20 protein-coding genes and 3 pseudogenes are annotated in these 15,245 nt (G+C 71.1%); 16 read left to right on the top strand and 7 right to left on the bottom strand.

Annotation, left to right across the window (positions count from 1 at the left end; genetic code table 11):
* Nucleotides 1-331: pseudogene (locus tag AB0F91_RS42535) on the top strand (recombinase family protein); the annotation flags it as partial.
* On the opposite strand, the gene AB0F91_RS42530 reads toward AB0F91_RS42535, so the two are convergent.
* Nucleotides 319-1,815 carry an MFS transporter gene (locus AB0F91_RS42530; protein WP_360607425.1) on the bottom strand — a complete coding sequence of 499 codons (1,497 nt, stop codon included), beginning with the start codon at nt 1,813-1,815 and terminating at the stop codon, nt 319-321. The pseudogene AB0F91_RS42535 and the gene AB0F91_RS42530 sit on opposite strands and share 13 nt — an antisense overlap.
* A 167-nt stretch (nt 1,816-1,982) precedes the next feature.
* On the opposite strand from AB0F91_RS42530, the gene AB0F91_RS42525 reads away from it, so the two are divergent.
* From AB0F91_RS42525 to AB0F91_RS42515, 3 genes are all read left to right on the top strand, one after another.
* Nucleotides 1,983-2,885, top strand: a complete 903-nt coding sequence (locus tag AB0F91_RS42525; protein ID WP_360607423.1) for a LysR family transcriptional regulator — start codon at nt 1,983-1,985, stop codon at nt 2,883-2,885.
* A 265-nt stretch (nt 2,886-3,150) separates the two neighbouring features.
* The gene (locus AB0F91_RS42520; RefSeq protein WP_360607421.1) at nt 3,151-3,747 is read left to right on the top strand and encodes an alpha/beta hydrolase; all 597 of its coding nucleotides are present in this window, start codon (nt 3,151-3,153) and stop codon (nt 3,745-3,747) included.
* Between the two features lie 60 nt (nt 3,748-3,807).
* Nucleotides 3,808-4,047 carry a hypothetical protein gene (locus AB0F91_RS42515; RefSeq protein ID WP_360607419.1) on the top strand — a complete coding sequence of 80 codons (240 nt, stop codon included), beginning with the start codon at nt 3,808-3,810 and terminating at the stop codon, nt 4,045-4,047.
* Between the two features lie 37 nt (nt 4,048-4,084).
* On the opposite strand, the pseudogene AB0F91_RS42510 reads toward AB0F91_RS42515, so the two are convergent.
* Nucleotides 4,085-4,297 (bottom strand): annotated as a pseudogene (locus tag AB0F91_RS42510) (ATP-dependent DNA ligase); the annotation flags it as partial.
* A 124-nt stretch (nt 4,298-4,421) separates the two neighbouring features.
* Nucleotides 4,422-4,559, bottom strand: coding sequence for a hypothetical protein (locus AB0F91_RS42505; protein ID WP_360607417.1), 138 nt, complete (start codon nt 4,557-4,559; stop codon nt 4,422-4,424).
* Nucleotides 4,560-4,605: 46 nt separating this feature from the next.
* Between AB0F91_RS42505 and AB0F91_RS42500 the strand changes: the two genes are divergently transcribed.
* The 3 genes from AB0F91_RS42500 (at nt 4,606) to AB0F91_RS42490 (ending at nt 5,609) form a co-directional block, all read left to right on the top strand.
* Nucleotides 4,606-4,815, top strand: a complete 210-nt coding sequence (locus AB0F91_RS42500) for a hypothetical protein (protein WP_360607415.1) — start codon at nt 4,606-4,608, stop codon at nt 4,813-4,815.
* 174 nt (nt 4,816-4,989) lie between these two features.
* On the top strand, nt 4,990-5,490 hold the full coding sequence (locus AB0F91_RS42495) for a GntR family transcriptional regulator (RefSeq protein WP_360607413.1): 501 nt from the start codon (nt 4,990-4,992) through the stop codon (nt 5,488-5,490).
* Nucleotides 5,409-5,609, top strand: a complete 201-nt coding sequence (locus AB0F91_RS42490) for a hypothetical protein (RefSeq protein WP_360607412.1) — start codon at nt 5,409-5,411, stop codon at nt 5,607-5,609. The genes AB0F91_RS42495 and AB0F91_RS42490 overlap by 82 nt, the downstream gene beginning before the upstream one ends.
* Here AB0F91_RS42490 and AB0F91_RS42485 read toward each other — a convergent pair.
* A complete protein-coding gene (locus tag AB0F91_RS42485) occupies nt 5,574-6,308 on the bottom strand; it encodes a phosphatase PAP2 family protein (protein ID WP_360607410.1) in 735 nt (244 codons plus the stop codon). The genes AB0F91_RS42490 and AB0F91_RS42485 overlap by 36 nt on opposite strands.
* A 147-nt stretch (nt 6,309-6,455) precedes the next feature.
* On the opposite strand from AB0F91_RS42485, the gene AB0F91_RS42480 reads away from it, so the two are divergent.
* The 9 genes and pseudogenes from AB0F91_RS42480 (at nt 6,456) to AB0F91_RS42440 (ending at nt 12,977) form a co-directional block, all read left to right on the top strand.
* Nucleotides 6,456-7,148, top strand: a complete 693-nt coding sequence (locus tag AB0F91_RS42480) for a response regulator transcription factor (protein WP_360607408.1) — start codon at nt 6,456-6,458, stop codon at nt 7,146-7,148.
* Nucleotides 7,145-7,792 carry a hypothetical protein gene (locus tag AB0F91_RS42475; RefSeq protein WP_360607406.1) on the top strand — a complete coding sequence of 216 codons (648 nt, stop codon included), beginning with the start codon at nt 7,145-7,147 and terminating at the stop codon, nt 7,790-7,792. Before AB0F91_RS42480 ends, AB0F91_RS42475 begins: the two co-directional genes overlap by 4 nt.
* A complete protein-coding gene (locus AB0F91_RS42470) occupies nt 7,674-8,033 on the top strand; it encodes a sensor histidine kinase (RefSeq protein WP_360607404.1) in 360 nt (119 codons plus the stop codon). Before AB0F91_RS42475 ends, AB0F91_RS42470 begins: the two co-directional genes overlap by 119 nt.
* 56 nt (nt 8,034-8,089) lie before the next feature.
* Nucleotides 8,090-8,719 carry a DUF998 domain-containing protein gene (locus AB0F91_RS42465; protein ID WP_360607402.1) on the top strand — a complete coding sequence of 210 codons (630 nt, stop codon included), beginning with the start codon at nt 8,090-8,092 and terminating at the stop codon, nt 8,717-8,719.
* 940 nt (nt 8,720-9,659) lie between these two features.
* Nucleotides 9,660-10,076, top strand: a pseudogene (locus AB0F91_RS42460) (glycosyltransferase); the annotation flags it as partial.
* Between the two features lie 91 nt (nt 10,077-10,167).
* Nucleotides 10,168-10,740, top strand: coding sequence for a glycosyltransferase (locus AB0F91_RS42455; RefSeq protein ID WP_360607400.1), 573 nt, complete (start codon nt 10,168-10,170; stop codon nt 10,738-10,740).
* Nucleotides 10,741-10,872: 132 nt separating this feature from the next.
* Nucleotides 10,873-11,346, top strand: coding sequence for a hypothetical protein (locus AB0F91_RS42450; RefSeq protein WP_360607398.1), 474 nt, complete (start codon nt 10,873-10,875; stop codon nt 11,344-11,346).
* A 109-nt stretch (nt 11,347-11,455) separates the two neighbouring features.
* Nucleotides 11,456-12,082, top strand: a complete 627-nt coding sequence (locus tag AB0F91_RS42445; protein WP_360607396.1) for a DedA family protein — start codon at nt 11,456-11,458, stop codon at nt 12,080-12,082.
* Nucleotides 12,083-12,140: 58 nt separating this feature from the next.
* Nucleotides 12,141-12,977, top strand: coding sequence for an undecaprenyl-diphosphate phosphatase (locus AB0F91_RS42440; RefSeq protein WP_360607394.1), 837 nt, complete (start codon nt 12,141-12,143; stop codon nt 12,975-12,977).
* Here the strand turns inward: AB0F91_RS42440 and AB0F91_RS42435 are convergent.
* The 3 genes from AB0F91_RS42435 to AB0F91_RS42425 form a co-directional block, all read right to left on the bottom strand.
* Nucleotides 12,914-13,306 carry a hypothetical protein gene (locus AB0F91_RS42435; RefSeq protein ID WP_360607392.1) on the bottom strand — a complete coding sequence of 131 codons (393 nt, stop codon included), beginning with the start codon at nt 13,304-13,306 and terminating at the stop codon, nt 12,914-12,916. The two genes, AB0F91_RS42440 and AB0F91_RS42435, sit on opposite strands and share 64 nt — an antisense overlap.
* A gap of 55 nt (nt 13,307-13,361) precedes the next feature.
* Nucleotides 13,362-14,084 (bottom strand): glutamine amidotransferase, encoded by a 723-nt coding sequence (locus tag AB0F91_RS42430; protein ID WP_360607390.1) that lies wholly within the window; start codon nt 14,082-14,084, stop codon nt 13,362-13,364.
* Between the two features lie 156 nt (nt 14,085-14,240).
* Nucleotides 14,241-15,149, bottom strand: a complete 909-nt coding sequence (locus tag AB0F91_RS42425) for a Mur ligase family protein (RefSeq protein ID WP_360607388.1) — start codon at nt 15,147-15,149, stop codon at nt 14,241-14,243.
* Nucleotides 15,150-15,245 lie beyond the last annotated feature (96 nt).

The following is a 15,245-nucleotide window of genomic DNA, read 5'->3' as shown; positions in this document are numbered from 1 at the left end:
CTGGCGAAATGCGGCGACATGGTGTCCGGTTGGGGTGGTGGAGTTCGTTAAGGAGCACCTGACCTTCACCGGCGAGGACTCGCCGATGGCCACCCTGCTGCTGTCGGTCATGGGCGCGTTCGCCGAGTTCGAGCGTGCCCTGATCCTCGAACGGCAGCGTGAGGGCATGGCCGCGGCCAAGGCCCGCGGTGCCTACACCGGCCGCAAACCCGCGGTCACCGCCGAGCAGGCCCGCGAGCTGCGGGAGCGGGCCGCCACCGGGGAGAAGAAATCCTTGCTGGCCACCGAGTTCGGCATCAGCCGCGAAACCGTGTACAGCTACCTGCGCACCCCGAGCTGCGGGGCGGGCGGCGCGGAGGGCGGTGCGCCGGGGCCAGCCTGCTGGTGCCCGGGTTCACCGCGGCGAGGTTTCGTGCTGAGCTGGAGCGCGACGATGATCGCGGCGAGGACTGCGAGACCGGTCGCGATGAGGAACGACAGGCGGTAGCCATCCACCAGGGAGCCGCCGTGGCCGTCGGTGGCCGCCGCGGCCGCGGTGGCGAGGATCGCGAGGCCGACCGCGGCGCCGGTCTGCTGGCTGGTGGTGAACAGCGCCCCGGCCAGTCCCTGGTCGCTGGCCCGGACCCCGCTGGTGATCGCGATCGACGCGGTCGGCAGCGCCAGCCCGACCCCGGCCGCGGTCAGCACCAGCCCCGGCAGCACCGCCGCCGGGTAGCTGGCCCCGGCGGTGATCTGAGCGAGCCACAGCTGCCCGGCGCCGATGCCGGCCAGTCCGGCCAGCAGGACGGCCTTGGTGCTGAACCGGGCCAGCAGCCGGCGGGTACCGAGGGTGGAGACAAGCACCACGGTCACGGTCGACGGGCCCAGCGCCAGGCCGGTCGCCACTGGGCTGAACCCCAGCACCTTCTGCATGTACAGCGACGCGAAGTACACGTAGCCGGCCAGAATGGCACCGATCAGCAGCATCGCCGCGATCGCGGCCCGCCGGGCCGGCTCCGCCAGGATCGACAGAGGCAACATCGGGGCCGCCGACCGCTTTTCGGCGAACACGAAGCCCGTGCTCAGCAGCACCGCCAGGACGAGAGCGATGATGGTCACGGGCGCGGTGAAGCCGTGCTGCTGCCCGCTGCTGAGCCCGAAGATCAGCGCCGCGACGCCGGCGGTCACCAGCAGCGCCCCGCGCACATCGACGCTGCCGCCATCGGACCGTTTCCCGGCCGGTAGCCGCGGGACCAGCGCGAGCATGATGGCGATGATCGGCGGGTTGATCAGGAACACCGCCCGCCAGCCGAAGTACTGGGTGAGCAGCCCGCCGGCCACCACCGCGGCGGTTGCGCCCGCGGCGGTGGTGGCCTGCCAGATCGCCAGTGCCCGGTTGCGCGCGGCCCCTTCTGCGTTGGTCGTCGTTAGCAGCGACAGCGCGGCCGGGGAGACCATCGCCCCGGCCGCGCCTTGCACGATCCGGGCGATGATCAGCATGATCGGCCACTGCGCGAGCCCGCAGGCCAGCGACGCGATCCCGAACAAGGCCAGGCCGGCGGCCAGCACCGTCCGCCGGCCGAGCAGGTCCGCCAGGCGACCGCCCGCCAGCAGCAGCGACCCGAACGCCAGCGCGTACCCGGTGACGATCCATTGCAACTCCGCCGCGGGCATGCCTAGCTCCCGCTGGATCGACGGCAGTGCCACGTTCACGATGCTGAAGTCCAGCTGCAGCACGAACTGGGCGGCGCAGATCAGCGAAATGACGAACACGGCTCGCCGCGAGCCGCCCGCAGCGGGCAGTGGCGCGGCGCGATTCGTCGAGTGGTCTGCCATGGGCGGATCTCCTGTCCTGACTGTGTTCCTTACTGGCTCGTCGGCGTCAACCACGCCCGTCAGAACTTCGATGCCGGTCCGGCGGCAGTGCGCACAGATACATTGCATCTGCCTGACAGATGACACTGTCCAGATATGCTGCGATTCAGGCCAAGAGGCGGTGTCCGATGGAACTCAGACAGCTACGTCATTTCTTGGCGTTGGTCGAGGAACGCAGCATCACCCGCGCCGCCAAGCGGGAGCTCATCGTGCAGTCAGGCCTGTCGAACTCACTCCAGGCCCTCGAACGCGAACTCGGTACGTCCCTCTACGTCCGCGGAACCAGGCCCGTCCGGCTCACCGCGGCCGGCGAGGCTTTGGTGGGCCCGGCTCGCCGGACCTTGGCCAGCGCTGCGCAGGCGGAAGAGGCCGTACACCACACCCGTGACGTGCTCATCGGCACACTGCGCATCGGCGTCTCTCACTCCACTCAGCATCTGGTGCCGTTTATTTCCTATCTCGGCGAGTTCACCCAGGAACATCCCGGTATGGACCTGCGCCTGCAGTACGCGCCCGCGTTGACGATGATCTCGATGGTCGAGACGGGAGAACTGGATTGCGTGATCGGCCCCGCGGTCAGCCAGGTCCCGGGCCTGCGGATGACTCGCCTGGCGCGAGAACCGCTGCACCTCGTCTGCCGTGCTGATCACCGCCTGGCGGAGCAGGCTGAGGTCCAGATCAGACAACTCGCCAACGAGCGGTTCGTCGAGGTACCCACAGGGTGGACAGGTCGCCTGTTGAGCGACGCCGCGTTCGCCGGCGAAGGCATACCGCGCCGGATCGTCTGTGAGGTCGGCGACTGGGAGCTATTTCTCGAGCTCGTCAGCGCAGGCGTCGGTATCGGCTTCGCTCCAGCCGGCCTGCAGTACCCGGTGCTGACCGCACCCGACAGCGTTCTGCGGCTCATCGCGGTTGAGGGCGTGCGCCTGGAAAGGCACATCTACCTGATCCTGCCCTCGGTGGGCGAGACCAGTCCGGCCGCACGGCGCTTCGCCGACCAGCTGCTGCGCATCCACACCGCGGGCAGCTAACCGGCGCCTGTAATCCAACCCAGTCCTGCCACCTCGGAAATGGCGGCCGCCGGTGCGCCCACGGCGCAACCATCTGATCGTCAGATGCACTCCATCTGTGACAGGTGCGCCGCAGGCGACATCGGCAGGAACGAAGGCGCCGTTATACCGAATGACACTTCCATGCCGACCGTGGACGCCGACCCAACGGCCGCCGCGGCCGCTCTGAAAGATCCACCACCCGGTCGGCGCCTACCCGGTCGACGAGAAGAAGGAGTTCGCCGAGATGAACCTCACCGATCACGCCGGAGTCCAGCTCACACACGGCAAGCCCAAGGTCAACGGCGTGGAGATCCACTACGCGATCGGCGGGGCCGGCGAGCCGGTGTTCTTGGTGCACGGCGTGCCGAAGACCATGTCGTACTGGCGCCACGTCGTGCCGCTGCTGACCCCGCACTACACCGTCATCGCGGTCGACAACCGCGGCGCCGGCGGCTCCCAGCGCCCCCTGACCGGCTACGACACCGCCACGATGGCCGCTGACGTCGCCGACCTGGCCACCCACCTGGGCTTCGAGCAGTTCCGCGTCGCCGGCGAGGACTGGGGCGCGGCCATCGCCTACGCCGTCGCGGCCTTCCACCGGCCCCGGGTGCGGCAGCTGGTGTTCCAGGAAACGCTTCTGCCGGGATTGCCGGCCGGTCCGGGATTGCCGGGCGGCGGACCCGACCCTTCGCTCGCCGCCGACGACGTCCGCACCGGCTGGCACTTCAGCTTCTTCAGCCTGCCGCACGTGCCCGAGCTGCTGCTGGCCGGGCGGGAACGGCCGTTCTGGACCTGGTACGCCCGACGCCAGATGTGGGACCCCACCGCGCTGGCCGAGTAGGACGTCGACGAAATAGTGCACTCGGCCGAGCAGCCGGGCGGCACCCGGGCCATCTTGGAGATGTATCGCGCCCGCCAGACCGACACCGAACAGAACCGCCCGCATTACGCCGACCCGATCAGTTGCCCGGTCCTGGCCGTCGGCGCGCAGGCCTACCTCGGGGACGCGGTGTCCCAGCAGCTCGTGCAGGTGGCCCGCGACGTTCGCAGCATCGTCATTCCCGCGTCCGGTCACAACATCGCGTGGGAAAATCCGGCCGCGCTGGCCCAGGCCTACCTCGACTTCTTCGCAGCCGGTTAAGCCGCGGGCTCAGCCATGTGACCCAGCGGCATACAGTTCATCCATTCGATTGCTCGGGCAACGGCGCGGTGGTGGCGAATAGAGGCCGGAGAAGGTCGCCAACCTCGTCGACGCGATCGAGAACCTCGTCGGCGGTGAACACGAGCTGGCCTGCTTGGGTGCAGGCTGTGACTTCTTCCCAGGTGATGGGGGTGGACACGGTCGGCTGGTCGCGAACGTGCAACGAGCACGCGGCGATGGCGGTTTTGGTAGGACTGTTCTGCCTTCTGAACGAAGTGGCTGTTCAAGCAACATGTCATTAGCGGCGTTGACACGGAGCGGGGAGGCGTCTGCACGAGTGAGGAGCACCGCTGGGTCTCGCCCGGCCGGACAGGTCACCCGCGTTCTCCGTGTTCGACGGCGGCAAGCTCGGCCTCGACGTCTGCAACCACGCGCTCGATCAGGGTGGTGTGTTCGACCTTGTCGACGCGCGGACAACGCGGTGCGTCCACCCGGTTGTAGCGCTGGATCACCGGAGCAAAGAAGATCGCCGCGCTCGCAGAGGCGCAGCACGTCGGAGTGGTCCCGCGCAATCCGCTCGGCCCGGTCCTTACGGCCGCGTCGCTGCAGATCGCCGCCGCGATCTCCAACTTCGCCCTGGTCGGGTACCCGGGCCGCACCTGGCACTCGCTGCTGGCCGATCGCCCGGACGGCGACCAGTCACGGGCCAGCCCGGGTACGACGGCCATGGGTTCCTCCTTGTCGACGCGAGCCCGGGCATCGGGGTGAAACTGCATCCGAACGTGACCGAGCGCGTGCCCTACGTACCGCGGCCGATCAAGGCGAGGCTCAGTGTCGACGGATCCGTGATCGACCAGTAGGTACCGTCTTGCCGGGAGGAGGACCGGATGCCACCGTCGGAAGGGCGGATCGAGCCCACCCGCCTCACGCGGGTGCTCGGCGATGGCCGAGCAACGACCGCGGCCTGTCTCGCGCGCCGACAGCCACCTGACCGACCGGGTGCTGCTGCCCTCGCAGCGCAAGCTGGCCGAGGCGCTCGGCGTCTCCCGAAGCACAGTCACCGAGGCCTATGAAGCACTGGTGGCCGCGGACGTCGTCGAGTTCTTCCAGAGTTCAGGGTGCCGGGTGCGCCGGAAAGGCTTCGCGGCGATCGGTGCGGACTCGAGCGTCGCGACGGTCCTCGGCCCGGACTCCCTGGCGTCCTACGACATCGCCCGCGGAGCGCTGCCGGGGCTGCCGATCGTCGCGGAGGCGATCGCGGGCCTCGATCGACGCCGGCTGATGGGCCATGTCGCGGCCGGCGGGTTCCTCCCGCCGGGCTGCCGACGCTTCGCGACGCGGTTGCTGGGTATTACGCGGCATTGGGCATGGCGACGACGCGGGAGAACATCCTCATCACGGGCGGCGTGCAGCAGGCTACGTGGCTTATCGCGCAGCTGCTGATCGGGCCCGTTGACGAGGTGGTGGTCGAGGATCCCACGAGCCGCCGAACCCTAGATGTGCTGCGGCGGGCGGGAACTCGGCTGCTACCGGTGCCGTCGCCGGCTCCTCGCTGCGGCTAGTCGTGGCCGGACGTCGGCTTCGCGCCAGGAACGGCCGGCGGACAGCAAGGCCCGGCGCACGACGAGAGGGCCGCACAGCCACGCGGTTCCGAAGGCGATGCTGCCGATCACGTCGGTGGGCCAGTGGACGCCGAGGTACACCCGGGTCCACGCGATCGCCACCACGTAGGTGCCCGCGATGATCCACAACGTGGAGCGCAGGACCGGCCGGTCGCGCAGCCGTTGCGCCGCTAGCCACGCGAGCACGCCCGCGGCCAGGATCGCATCCGAGGTGTGGCCCGAGGGGAACGACTGGCCCGACGCGCTCACCGCCCAGTCGGCCTCGGGAGGACGCGGCCGCGCGATCAGCGCGGAGAGCCCGAACCGGCACAACATGCCCAGCCCGACCACCCCGGTGACCAAAGCGGCTCGCGTCAGTCGCGTCCAGAGCGAGCCTTGCGTCAGCGCGATCGCGGCGAGGAACACTGCCGGCACGGCGAACGCCGAAGACGCGCTGCTCGTCAGGGCCGCGGCGAACGAGACTACCGTTGAGGAGCGGTGTGCGACGAGCCACGAGTGCACGTCGAGGTCGAATCCCTTCGCCCAGGGCAGAATCCCGGTCGCCGAGACCGCCAGCAGCAGGAAAACCAGCGTCGCGACCTCGGCGACGGCCGGGGCGAGCGCCCGGCCGCCGGTCTCCGGTTCCGCCGTCGGCTGCACGGCTCGACTGTAGGTTGCCGACGATCAACGGGAGGTTCGAGTGAGGTCAACGACTTCGCAAGCGGATTTAACCGGCCACTAATCAACAGCTGGCGGTCCGCTCAGCCACGCGTCGGTAGTTGCGGGGGAAGAGACCCGGAGGCGCGAGTGCACGTCGTGATCGTCGATGACGAAGCCGCGCTGCGGGACTCGCTGTCGCGCACCCTGCGGTTCGAGGGCTACACGGTGTCGGTCGCGTCGGATGGGGCGCGTGGGCTGGAGCTGGTCAGGTCGCAGCGGCCGGACGGGGTGATCCTCGACGTGACGATGCCGGTCCTGGGCGGCATCGACAGCTGCCGGCTGCTGCGGGCCGAAGGAAACCACGTCCCGATCCTGATGCTCACGGCCCGCACCGGCATCGACGACCGGGTGGCTGGCCTCGATGCCGGGGCCGACGACTACCTGGTCAAGCCGTTCGCGTTGCAGGAGCTGCTCGCCCGGGTCCGCGCGCTGCTGCGCCGCACGGACTACGCCTCCGCCGCGACGGAGCTGCCGCCACCGCTGTCGTTCGCCGATCTGGTGCTGGATTCCTCGACCCGGGAGGTCACTCGTGGGTCGATGCCGCTTCGCCTCACCCGCACCGAGTTCTCGTTGCTGGAGACCTTCCTGCGCAATCCGCGCCACGTGCTGACCCGCGCGGTGATGTTCGAACAGGTCTGGGGATACGACTTCGGCGCGGCGTCCAACGGCCTCGACGTCTACGTCGGCTCGCTGCGCCGCAAGCTCGAGGCCGGGGGAGAGCCACGGCTGCTGTACACGGTGCGCGGTGTCGGCTACGTGTTGCGTGAGGACCCTTTGTGAGACGGCGGCTCCCGGACCTGACGTTGCGGGCCCGGCTGACCGTGCTGGCGGTGGCGGCAGTGGCCGTGGCGGTGGTCGCCGTGTCGCTCACCTCGTGGCTGGTGACGCAGGCGAGCCTGTACCGGCAGTTCGACGCCCAGCTGCAGGCCTACGCTCAGGTGGCTGCGAAATCCGCGTCGCCGGCCGACGCGCTGGCCACGTTGCGCTCGGCCGACCACGACGGGCGCAGCGCGGACCCGGGCCACGGCATCGGCCTCACCGTCCAGTTCGTCGATGCCTCCGGCGCGCCCACCGCGGCCGCCGGGGAAGTGAGCGCCTTTCCGGTCGGCGCGCAGGCGCGCCAAGTCGCCGCCGGGACGATCTCGGTCGGCTCCGAGGTCGACAAGATCGGGTCGGACCGCTACCGCGTCTGGATCGCCGCGCGTCCGGCCGGCGGCGCCGTGCAGGTCGCCCGCGATTCGGAGGGCGTCGAGCACACCCTGGCCGACCTCGGGCTCTGGGAACTGCCTGTCCGCCGACGCTGCCGTGGTCCGGGGCCGGCCGGCCGCGCTCGAGCGCGCCGTGCTGAACATCCTGGGCAACGCCGCCAAGTGGACCCCTCCCGGCGGCACCGTGACCGTCACCCTCACCGGCGGGTCAGGTGAGGCGCATCTGGTGGTGACCGACGAGGGCCCAGGCATCCCCGACGCCGACCTGCCGCACGTGTTCGAACGCTTCTACCGGGCCGCGTCCGCTCGTTCACAACCCGGCTCAGGGCTCGGGCTGGCCATCGTGCACCAGGTCGTCGCCCAGCACCACGGTCGGGTGAGCGCGTCGAACGGTGAGCGCGGCGGGGCTCGTTTCGAGCTGGCTCTGCCGTGCGCGGCGCCCGTGCGGGATTCTTAGCCAAACCGGGCTCGATCTTCATCATTTCCTCATCCGGGCTCACGATCGTGGGCGCAGTGACGACCACTTCGCCCCGGTCCGCTCGGATCAGCCCGATCGCGTGGACCGCGATCGGGCTGTGGACGGCCGCGTTGACCCTGGTTGGCGGGTTGAGCATCGGGTTCGCGCACCGGGTCGACCCGTTCCGCGACCCGGTCAGCGACTACGCGCTGCACCGCTCGGGCCGGGCCCTGTTCACGATCGCGGTGCTGCTCGTGCTTGCCGGCGGGATCGCCCTCGTCGTGGCGGCCCATCTGGCGGGGCTGCCACGGGACCGCGCCGTGTCCGTCCTCTTCGGACTGTGGGTCGCCGGGTTGTTTCTCGTGCTGCTGTTCCAGGAAAACCCCAGCACCACCGTCGTCACCGTGCACGGCGAAATCCACCGCTTCGGCGGCGCCGTGCTCTTCGCGTGTCTCCCGCTGGCCTGCCGTGCGCTGGTTCGGCTCCTGCGCGCGGACCACCGATGGTCGCGCCACGCGCAGCGGGTCCGCTCGTGTGGCCGGCTCGCCTTCACCACGGCGGCGGCCTTCGGGATCGCGCAGTTCGTCTCCGAGCTGCCCCAGGGACTGCTCGAACGAATCGCGCTCGCCGCGGAGCTCGGCACGCTGGTGACCATTGCGCTCGTGGTGCGGACGGCGGCCCGATGACCCTCCTCGCCGTCGCCTTCGCCCTGCTCGGTGCCTGCTTCTTCGCGGGATCCGTTGCCCTGCAGCACGACGCCGTCCAGACCCGCAGCGGCGCGGGCCGGGTGAGGCTCACGCGGCTGGCCCGGTCGCGGACGTGGCAGGCCGGGGTCCTCCTCGGAGTCACCGGCACCGCGTTGCACCTGACCGCGTTGTCGCTCGCGCCCCTGGCCATCGTGCAGCCGCTCGGCGTACTCAGCCTCGTGCTGACCGTGCTCGCCGGGCAAGGCGCGGTGACCTCACGTCGGATCCGCGTGGCCGCCGCGATCGTGTGCGTCGCCGTCGCCTGGTTCGTGCTCACCTCGGCGTCCGCGCCGGCCCCGCACGCGCACATCACCACGAGCGCCGTCGTGCTCGCCGTGCTGGCCGGCCCGGCCGTCGCCGCGGCGGGGCTCGCCTGCCGGGGCCGCGCGCGCTGCCTCGGGCGCGCAGCCGCCGCGGCGGTGCTGTTCGGCCTCGGCGCCGCGGTGATGCGGGCGGCCGCGCTCAGCCTGCCCCACCTGCCGGCCGCGGCGGGATTCGCGCTCGCGGGCGGTGCGCTGATCGCCGGTGGCGGCTGGCTGCTCCAGCAAGCCCACGCCGCCGGGCCCACCGCCGTCGTGGTCGCCGCCACGACGGTGCTCGACCCGCTCACCGCCGTCGCCGCTGACCAGCTGCTCTACGGCGAAGCACCTCACCTCGGGCCGGCGCTCGCCGTCGCCCGCCTGGTCCTGGCACTGGCCGCCGTGCTCGGTGTGCTCGTGCTGGCCGGCTCTCTCAGTGGTCCCTCCGAACCCGATAAGGAACCTTCCATGCCCGACCCGCTCCCCACCTCCGGACTCCGGATCCTGCTCGGCGCCGACACGTTTCCGCCCGACATCAACGGCGCCGTCCACTTCACCGCCCGGCTCGCCCACGGCCTGGCCTGCCTCGGGCACGACGTGCACGTGCTGCGCCCCCGGCCCGCAGCGACGACACGGACCACGGCCGCCTCACCGTCCACGACGCGCGAGCCTTCGGGACGCCCTTCCACCCGACGTTCCGGATCAGCACCCCCGGCGGTGCCCGCCGGGCCGCGGAGGACGTGCTGGACCGGGTGCGGCCCGACGTCGTCCACGTCCAGTCCCACTTCTCCGTCGGGCGCGCCCTGCTGGCCGCCGCGCGCCGCCGGGGCATCCCGACCGTCGCGACGAACCACTTCATGCCCGAGAACCTCCTCGGCTACGTCCGGCTGCCGCAGGCGGTCCGGCGCGCGCTGATCCGTGTCGGCTGGCGCGACCTGGTCCGCGTGTACCGCGTCGTCGGGACCGTCACGACACCCACGCCCCGGGCCGCCGAGCTGCTGGCCCGCAACGGGCTGGAACGTCCCGTCAGCGTCATCTCGTGCGGAATCGACCTTGCCCACTACGCCGAGCGCGCCACGCCCGCCACGGGTGACGTGGCGGTGCTGTTCGTCGGCCGCCTCGGCGCCGAGAAGAACGTCGACGAACTCATCCGCGCCGTCGCCCGCCTGCCGCTGCTTCGCCGAGATCGTCGGCGACGGCTCGTGCCGTCCCGCGCTCGAGAGCCTCGCCGCCGAGCTCGGTGTGGCCGACCGCGTCTGCTTCCACGGCTTCGTCCCGGACGCCGACCTGGTCCGCATCTACGCCTGCTGCCAGATCTTCTGCATGCCCGGCACCGCCGAGCTGCAGAGCATCGCCACCATGGAAGCGATGGCGGCCGGCCTGCCGGTGGTCGCGGCCGACGCCATGGCCCTGCCGCACCTCGTGCATCCCGGCGTCAACGGCCACCTCTACCCACCCGGCGACGTCGACGCCCTCGCCATCCGCCTCGACGAGCTGGCCTGCGACGCCGGCGCCCGCGCGTCGATGGGCGCAGCCGGCCGGGCGCTGGTGGCCCGCCACGACCTCGCCGGCACGCTCGAAAGCTTCGTCTCCGTGTACCGCCACGCCTGCGGCGAGGCGCGGCCGGTGGAAACCGAGCGGTGCCAACCGTCTGTCGCGTGACGTTCGTGGGCGGGCCGGGGCGACGGGCTCGGCCGGGACATCGCCGCGACCGAGCATCGGATTCGGCCAGGGCGCAGCAAAATCGCGGCCAATTTGGCGGACACCGGTTGCGGGCCCAGGCACTCTCGGATCATGGCAGTTCCCGATTCGACCCGTTCGGCCCTCGCCCCGGTGTCCCGCTTCCTCCGGCTGGTGCGCCCGGCCGTGCGGCGGCGGCCCTCGGTGCGGATCTGGGACCGGATCGAGGCGGTGCTGATCCTGGTGCTGAGCGCGGCGTTTTTCGGGTCGGTGCCGATCTGCTTCGGGCTCGCTTCGTCGGTCTTCGCCGCGGATCGGGCGGCGGATTCGCGGGCCGGGGTGCGCTACCAGGTGACGGCGAAGGTGTTCCCCGGCCCGCCGGCCGCGCAGACGGCCGGCAGCGGGGGCTCGCTCGGCACGCGCCGCGTCCGTGGCACGTGGACCGTGTACGGCGTCGCGGTCGAGTTCTGCCTGGTCGTGGCGGTCGCGTTCGTCTACGTGACGGCGCGATGGTGGCTCGACCACCTCCGTGCCCGGGGTTGGGACCGCGAGTGGCGGCGGCTCACCGGCGTCGGGACCGACGCCTGAGCCCGGTGCGTCCAGAGGGCTCGGGCTGATCACTTCGTAAAACGACAATGGTGTAGAAATACTACATGCCTGTCGAAGATCTGGACTACCGCGGAAGGCGGTCTCCCGCATGAACCCGTTGAGCGCGACGTCGTGGCTCTCGAGCCTCGGCACGGCGGGGGTGTTCCTCGTCCTGTTCGCCGAAACCGGCCTGCTGATCGGGTTTTTCCTGCCCGGTGACTCGCTGCTGTTCACCGCCGGGCTGTTCTGTACCACCAGCGCCACGGCCACCGTCCACCTTTCCCTGCCGCTCGTGCTGGTGGCCGCGGTCGCCGGTGCGCTGCTCGGGGCGCAGACCGGGTTCGTGCTGGGTCGCCGCGGGGGCCGGGCGCTGTTGGCGCGCACGAGCAACGCGCACTTGCACCGCGGGATGACCAGAGCCGAAGAGCTCTTCACCCGCTACGGCCACGCGAAGGCGATCGTGCTGGCCCGGCTCATCCCGGTCGTGCGCACGGTGCTGAACCCGCTCGCGGGCATCCTCGACGTGCCCGCGCGGACGTTCACCCTGTGGCAGGTCCTCGGCGGGCTACTGTGGTCGGTCGGCGTCACGGTCGCCGGGTATCTTCTCGGGGCGAGCATTCCGGGGATCGATCAGTACCTGCTCCCCATCATCGCGCTCGTGGTGATCGTCTCGCTGATCCCGCTGGTGCTCGAAGTGCTCAAGAGCCGCAAGGAGCGTCGGGGAGCCGGCTCCTGATGTTCCCGTCCCTCAGTACCCTCGGCACCGTCAGCACTGTCAGCAAAGGAAAAACGCGTTGAGCGCGATCGACCTCGGCCAGTCCGTGATCCTCGGGATCGTGGAAGGGCTGACCGAATTCCTGCCCGTGTCCTCCACCGGGCACCTGAAGATCGCTGAAGGGCTGCTCGGCATCCCGGTCGACGATCAGTCGGTGGTCGGGTTCACCGCGGTGATCCAGGTCGGTGCCATCGCCGCGGTCTTGGTGTACTTCTTCCGCGACATCGTGCGGTTCGCCGCGGCGTGGGGGCGCGGGCTCGTCAACGTGCGGGCGCGCCAGGAACACGACTACAAGTTCGCGTGGTGGGTCATCTTCGCCACGATCCCGATCGTCGTCGTCGGCCTGCTGTTCCAGTCGCTGGTCAAGGGACCGCTCGCGTCGTTGTGGGTCGTCGCGATCTCGCTCCTGGCCGGCAGCGCGATCATGTGGGTGGCGGACCGGTTCGGAACGGGCAAACGCGGGGAGGTCGAGTCCACGTTCACCGACGCGATGCTGGTCGGCTCGTCGCAGATCCTCGCCCTGCTGTTCCCCGGTTTTTCCCGCTCCGGCGCCACGATCTCGACCGGCCTGCTCCGCGGCCTGGACCGGGTCACCGCCACGCGGCTGTCGTTTTTCCTGTCGATCCCGGCCCTGACCGGCGCCGGCTTCTACGAACTGAAGGACGCGCTCGGCGGCGGTGTCGAGGTGCTGCCGCTCGTGGTCGGGACGGTCGTGTCGTTCGTCGTGGCGTACGCCACGATCGCGTGGCTGCTGAAGTTCGTCGCGGGGCACACGTTCACGGCGTTCGTGATCTACCGGGTCGTCGTGGGGGTCGCGCTGCTGGCCGCGCTGGCCTCGGGCGTGCTGTCCGCCTGACCGTCTCCGGGTCGCGCGAAGCCTTCCGCAGCCAGGGCTTCCGTCGCGGCGGCGATGATGCCCTGGCCGCGGGCGAGCAGATCGTTCAGGCTCCGCTCACGCAGGATCGGCGCATCGCGAAGATCCCCGTCGGGGAGCAGTTCGGCCACGCGCTGCAGGGCTTTCGCGTGCCAGGCGGCCAGCGTCAACGGGTCGGGTTCGGGCGCGTCCTCGGCCAGCATCGAAGCTCCGAGCTGCGCGGCGAGCCAGTCGGCCAGATCGCCCAGCCGGGCCGCGCGCAGCAGGTGAGGTTCGGGCATGGGCAGCCGTCCGGTGTCTGCTGACGGCACGGCGGCAGTCTGGCACGGAGCCGGCAAACTTCCGGCACAACGCTTTGCCGTTCGCTTACCTGCGCGGGCCGCGTTTCGCGGCGCGCAACCGTTCCTGGCGCAGGGCCCCGATTTCGGGCAGGGGCAGCGCCGAGGGCGGCGAACCGAGCGCCCAGCCCAGCAGCAGGTCCGCGAGAGCGGGATTGCGGGCCAGGACCGGGCCGTGGAGGTAGGTTCCCAGCACGCGGCCTGTGAGGGCGCCCTCGGTGCCGTCCCCGTTGCCGGTGCCCGCGCGCACGGATCCGAGGACACGGCTGCCGGTACCGGCCCGCGTGCGGCCGAGGTGGTTCTCGAAGCCGGTGAGCGGTTCGGTGCCGAGCTCGGCCGCGACGTCGACGACGACCTCGCCCACCGCGCGCCGCTTGCCCGGGGTCGTGACGGCGTCGAGGAGCCCCAACCCGGTGCGGGTCACTCCGTCGGAGGTGGTGAACTCCGTGCCGAGGATCTGGAAGCCGGCGCAGACGCCGAACACCACCGCGCCGCGGGCGACCGCCTGCCGCAGGCCGGGGTGGGTTCGGAGGTGGTCGACCGCGAGGGCCTGGGCGTCGTCTTCGCCGCCGCCCAGCAGGTACAGGTCGAGCGACGACGGCACAATTTCGCCGTGGCGGATCTCCGTGACGGTGGCGGCGATGCCGCGCCACTCGGTCCGGCGCTGCAGGACCTGCGCGTTGCCGGCGTCGCTGTAGGTGCCGAGGATGTCGGGCAGCACCAGGCCGATGCGCAGCGCCGAGTCAGGCATGGCCGAGGTGCTGTTGTGCCTCGCGGAAGGCGGTGTAGTTCGCGACGAACTCGACGGGCCCCGGCGGCAGCGACGTGAGGGCCGCGAAAGGCTGCCGGCACAGCGGTGTGCCGCACTTCGGCGTAGGTGAGGCGGACGGCCACGTCGGTCGCGCGCTCACCGGCGGCGACCACCGATCGCGCGCAACTGGGCGACGGCGACGTGGGGTGACACCCCGAGGTGCTCGGCCGTGGCGACCGCGACGGCGGCGTTGGCGGCGTTCGCCCGGCCCGGCAGCCGCAAGTCGAGCGTGACCGTGGTGCCGTCCGCGGTTTCCACCGTGTCGTCCCGCAGGGTCCACAGTGGATCCGGGCGGGTGAGGCCGCACACGCAGTGCCAGCCGGCGTCGTCACGGTGGATGGCCTGTCCGCACCGGGCGCACGCCACGGCGTCGGCGTGCCATCCCGGCCCCGCGCTGATCCACAACGGCCGCGCTGAGGCGAGCGCGGCGGAGGTGACGAGCGGGTCGTCGCAGTTGGCGACCACCGTGGTGTCCGGCAGCGCCGCGGAGATCGCCCGGAACTCCCGCTCGATCGTGCGGACCTCGCCCACCCGGTCCAGCTGATCGCGGCTGAGGTTGAGCAGCACCAGGCACGAAGGCCGCACCTGCGCCGCGACGCCGGACAGGTAGGTCTCGTCGACCTCGAGCACCGCCACGGGCGCCTCCGGTTTGGCGACCAGCGCGGCGACGACTCCGTCGGGCATGTTCGCGCCGTCGCCGTTGCCCGCGACTTCGCCCAGCGTCTCCAGCACTCGGCTGAGCATCAGCGCCGTCGTGGTCTTGCCGTTGGTGCCCGTCACGAGCACCACGGTGCGATTCCGGCTCAGCCGCCGCAGCACGCCGGGGTCCAGCCGGAGCGCGATCCGCCCGCCGATCACGCCACCGGCGCCCAGCCCCAGCCTGCGGGAAACCGCCGCGGCGAACCGGGCCACTGCGACGGCCAACCGGGTCCGCGCCGGCAGGTGCCGCGGACCCGGCGCGATCGGGGTTCGCGCGTCGAGGACGGCCGGGGGACTGGGGCTCACCACGGGATCTCCTTTGCCTGCCTTCGGGGTTCGCGGTCACCCTCGTTGGCACCTCCTGTGGGGACGCTGAGGACGTGGCGAACCCCGCATGCACCG

Source organism: Amycolatopsis sp. NPDC023774 (assembly GCF_040639695.1).
In the GTDB taxonomy this organism is placed as follows: Bacteria; Actinomycetota; Actinomycetes; order Mycobacteriales; family Pseudonocardiaceae; genus Amycolatopsis.
Note: the sequence above shows the minus strand (reverse complement) of the source record. Positions and strands in the feature narration are given on the sequence as shown.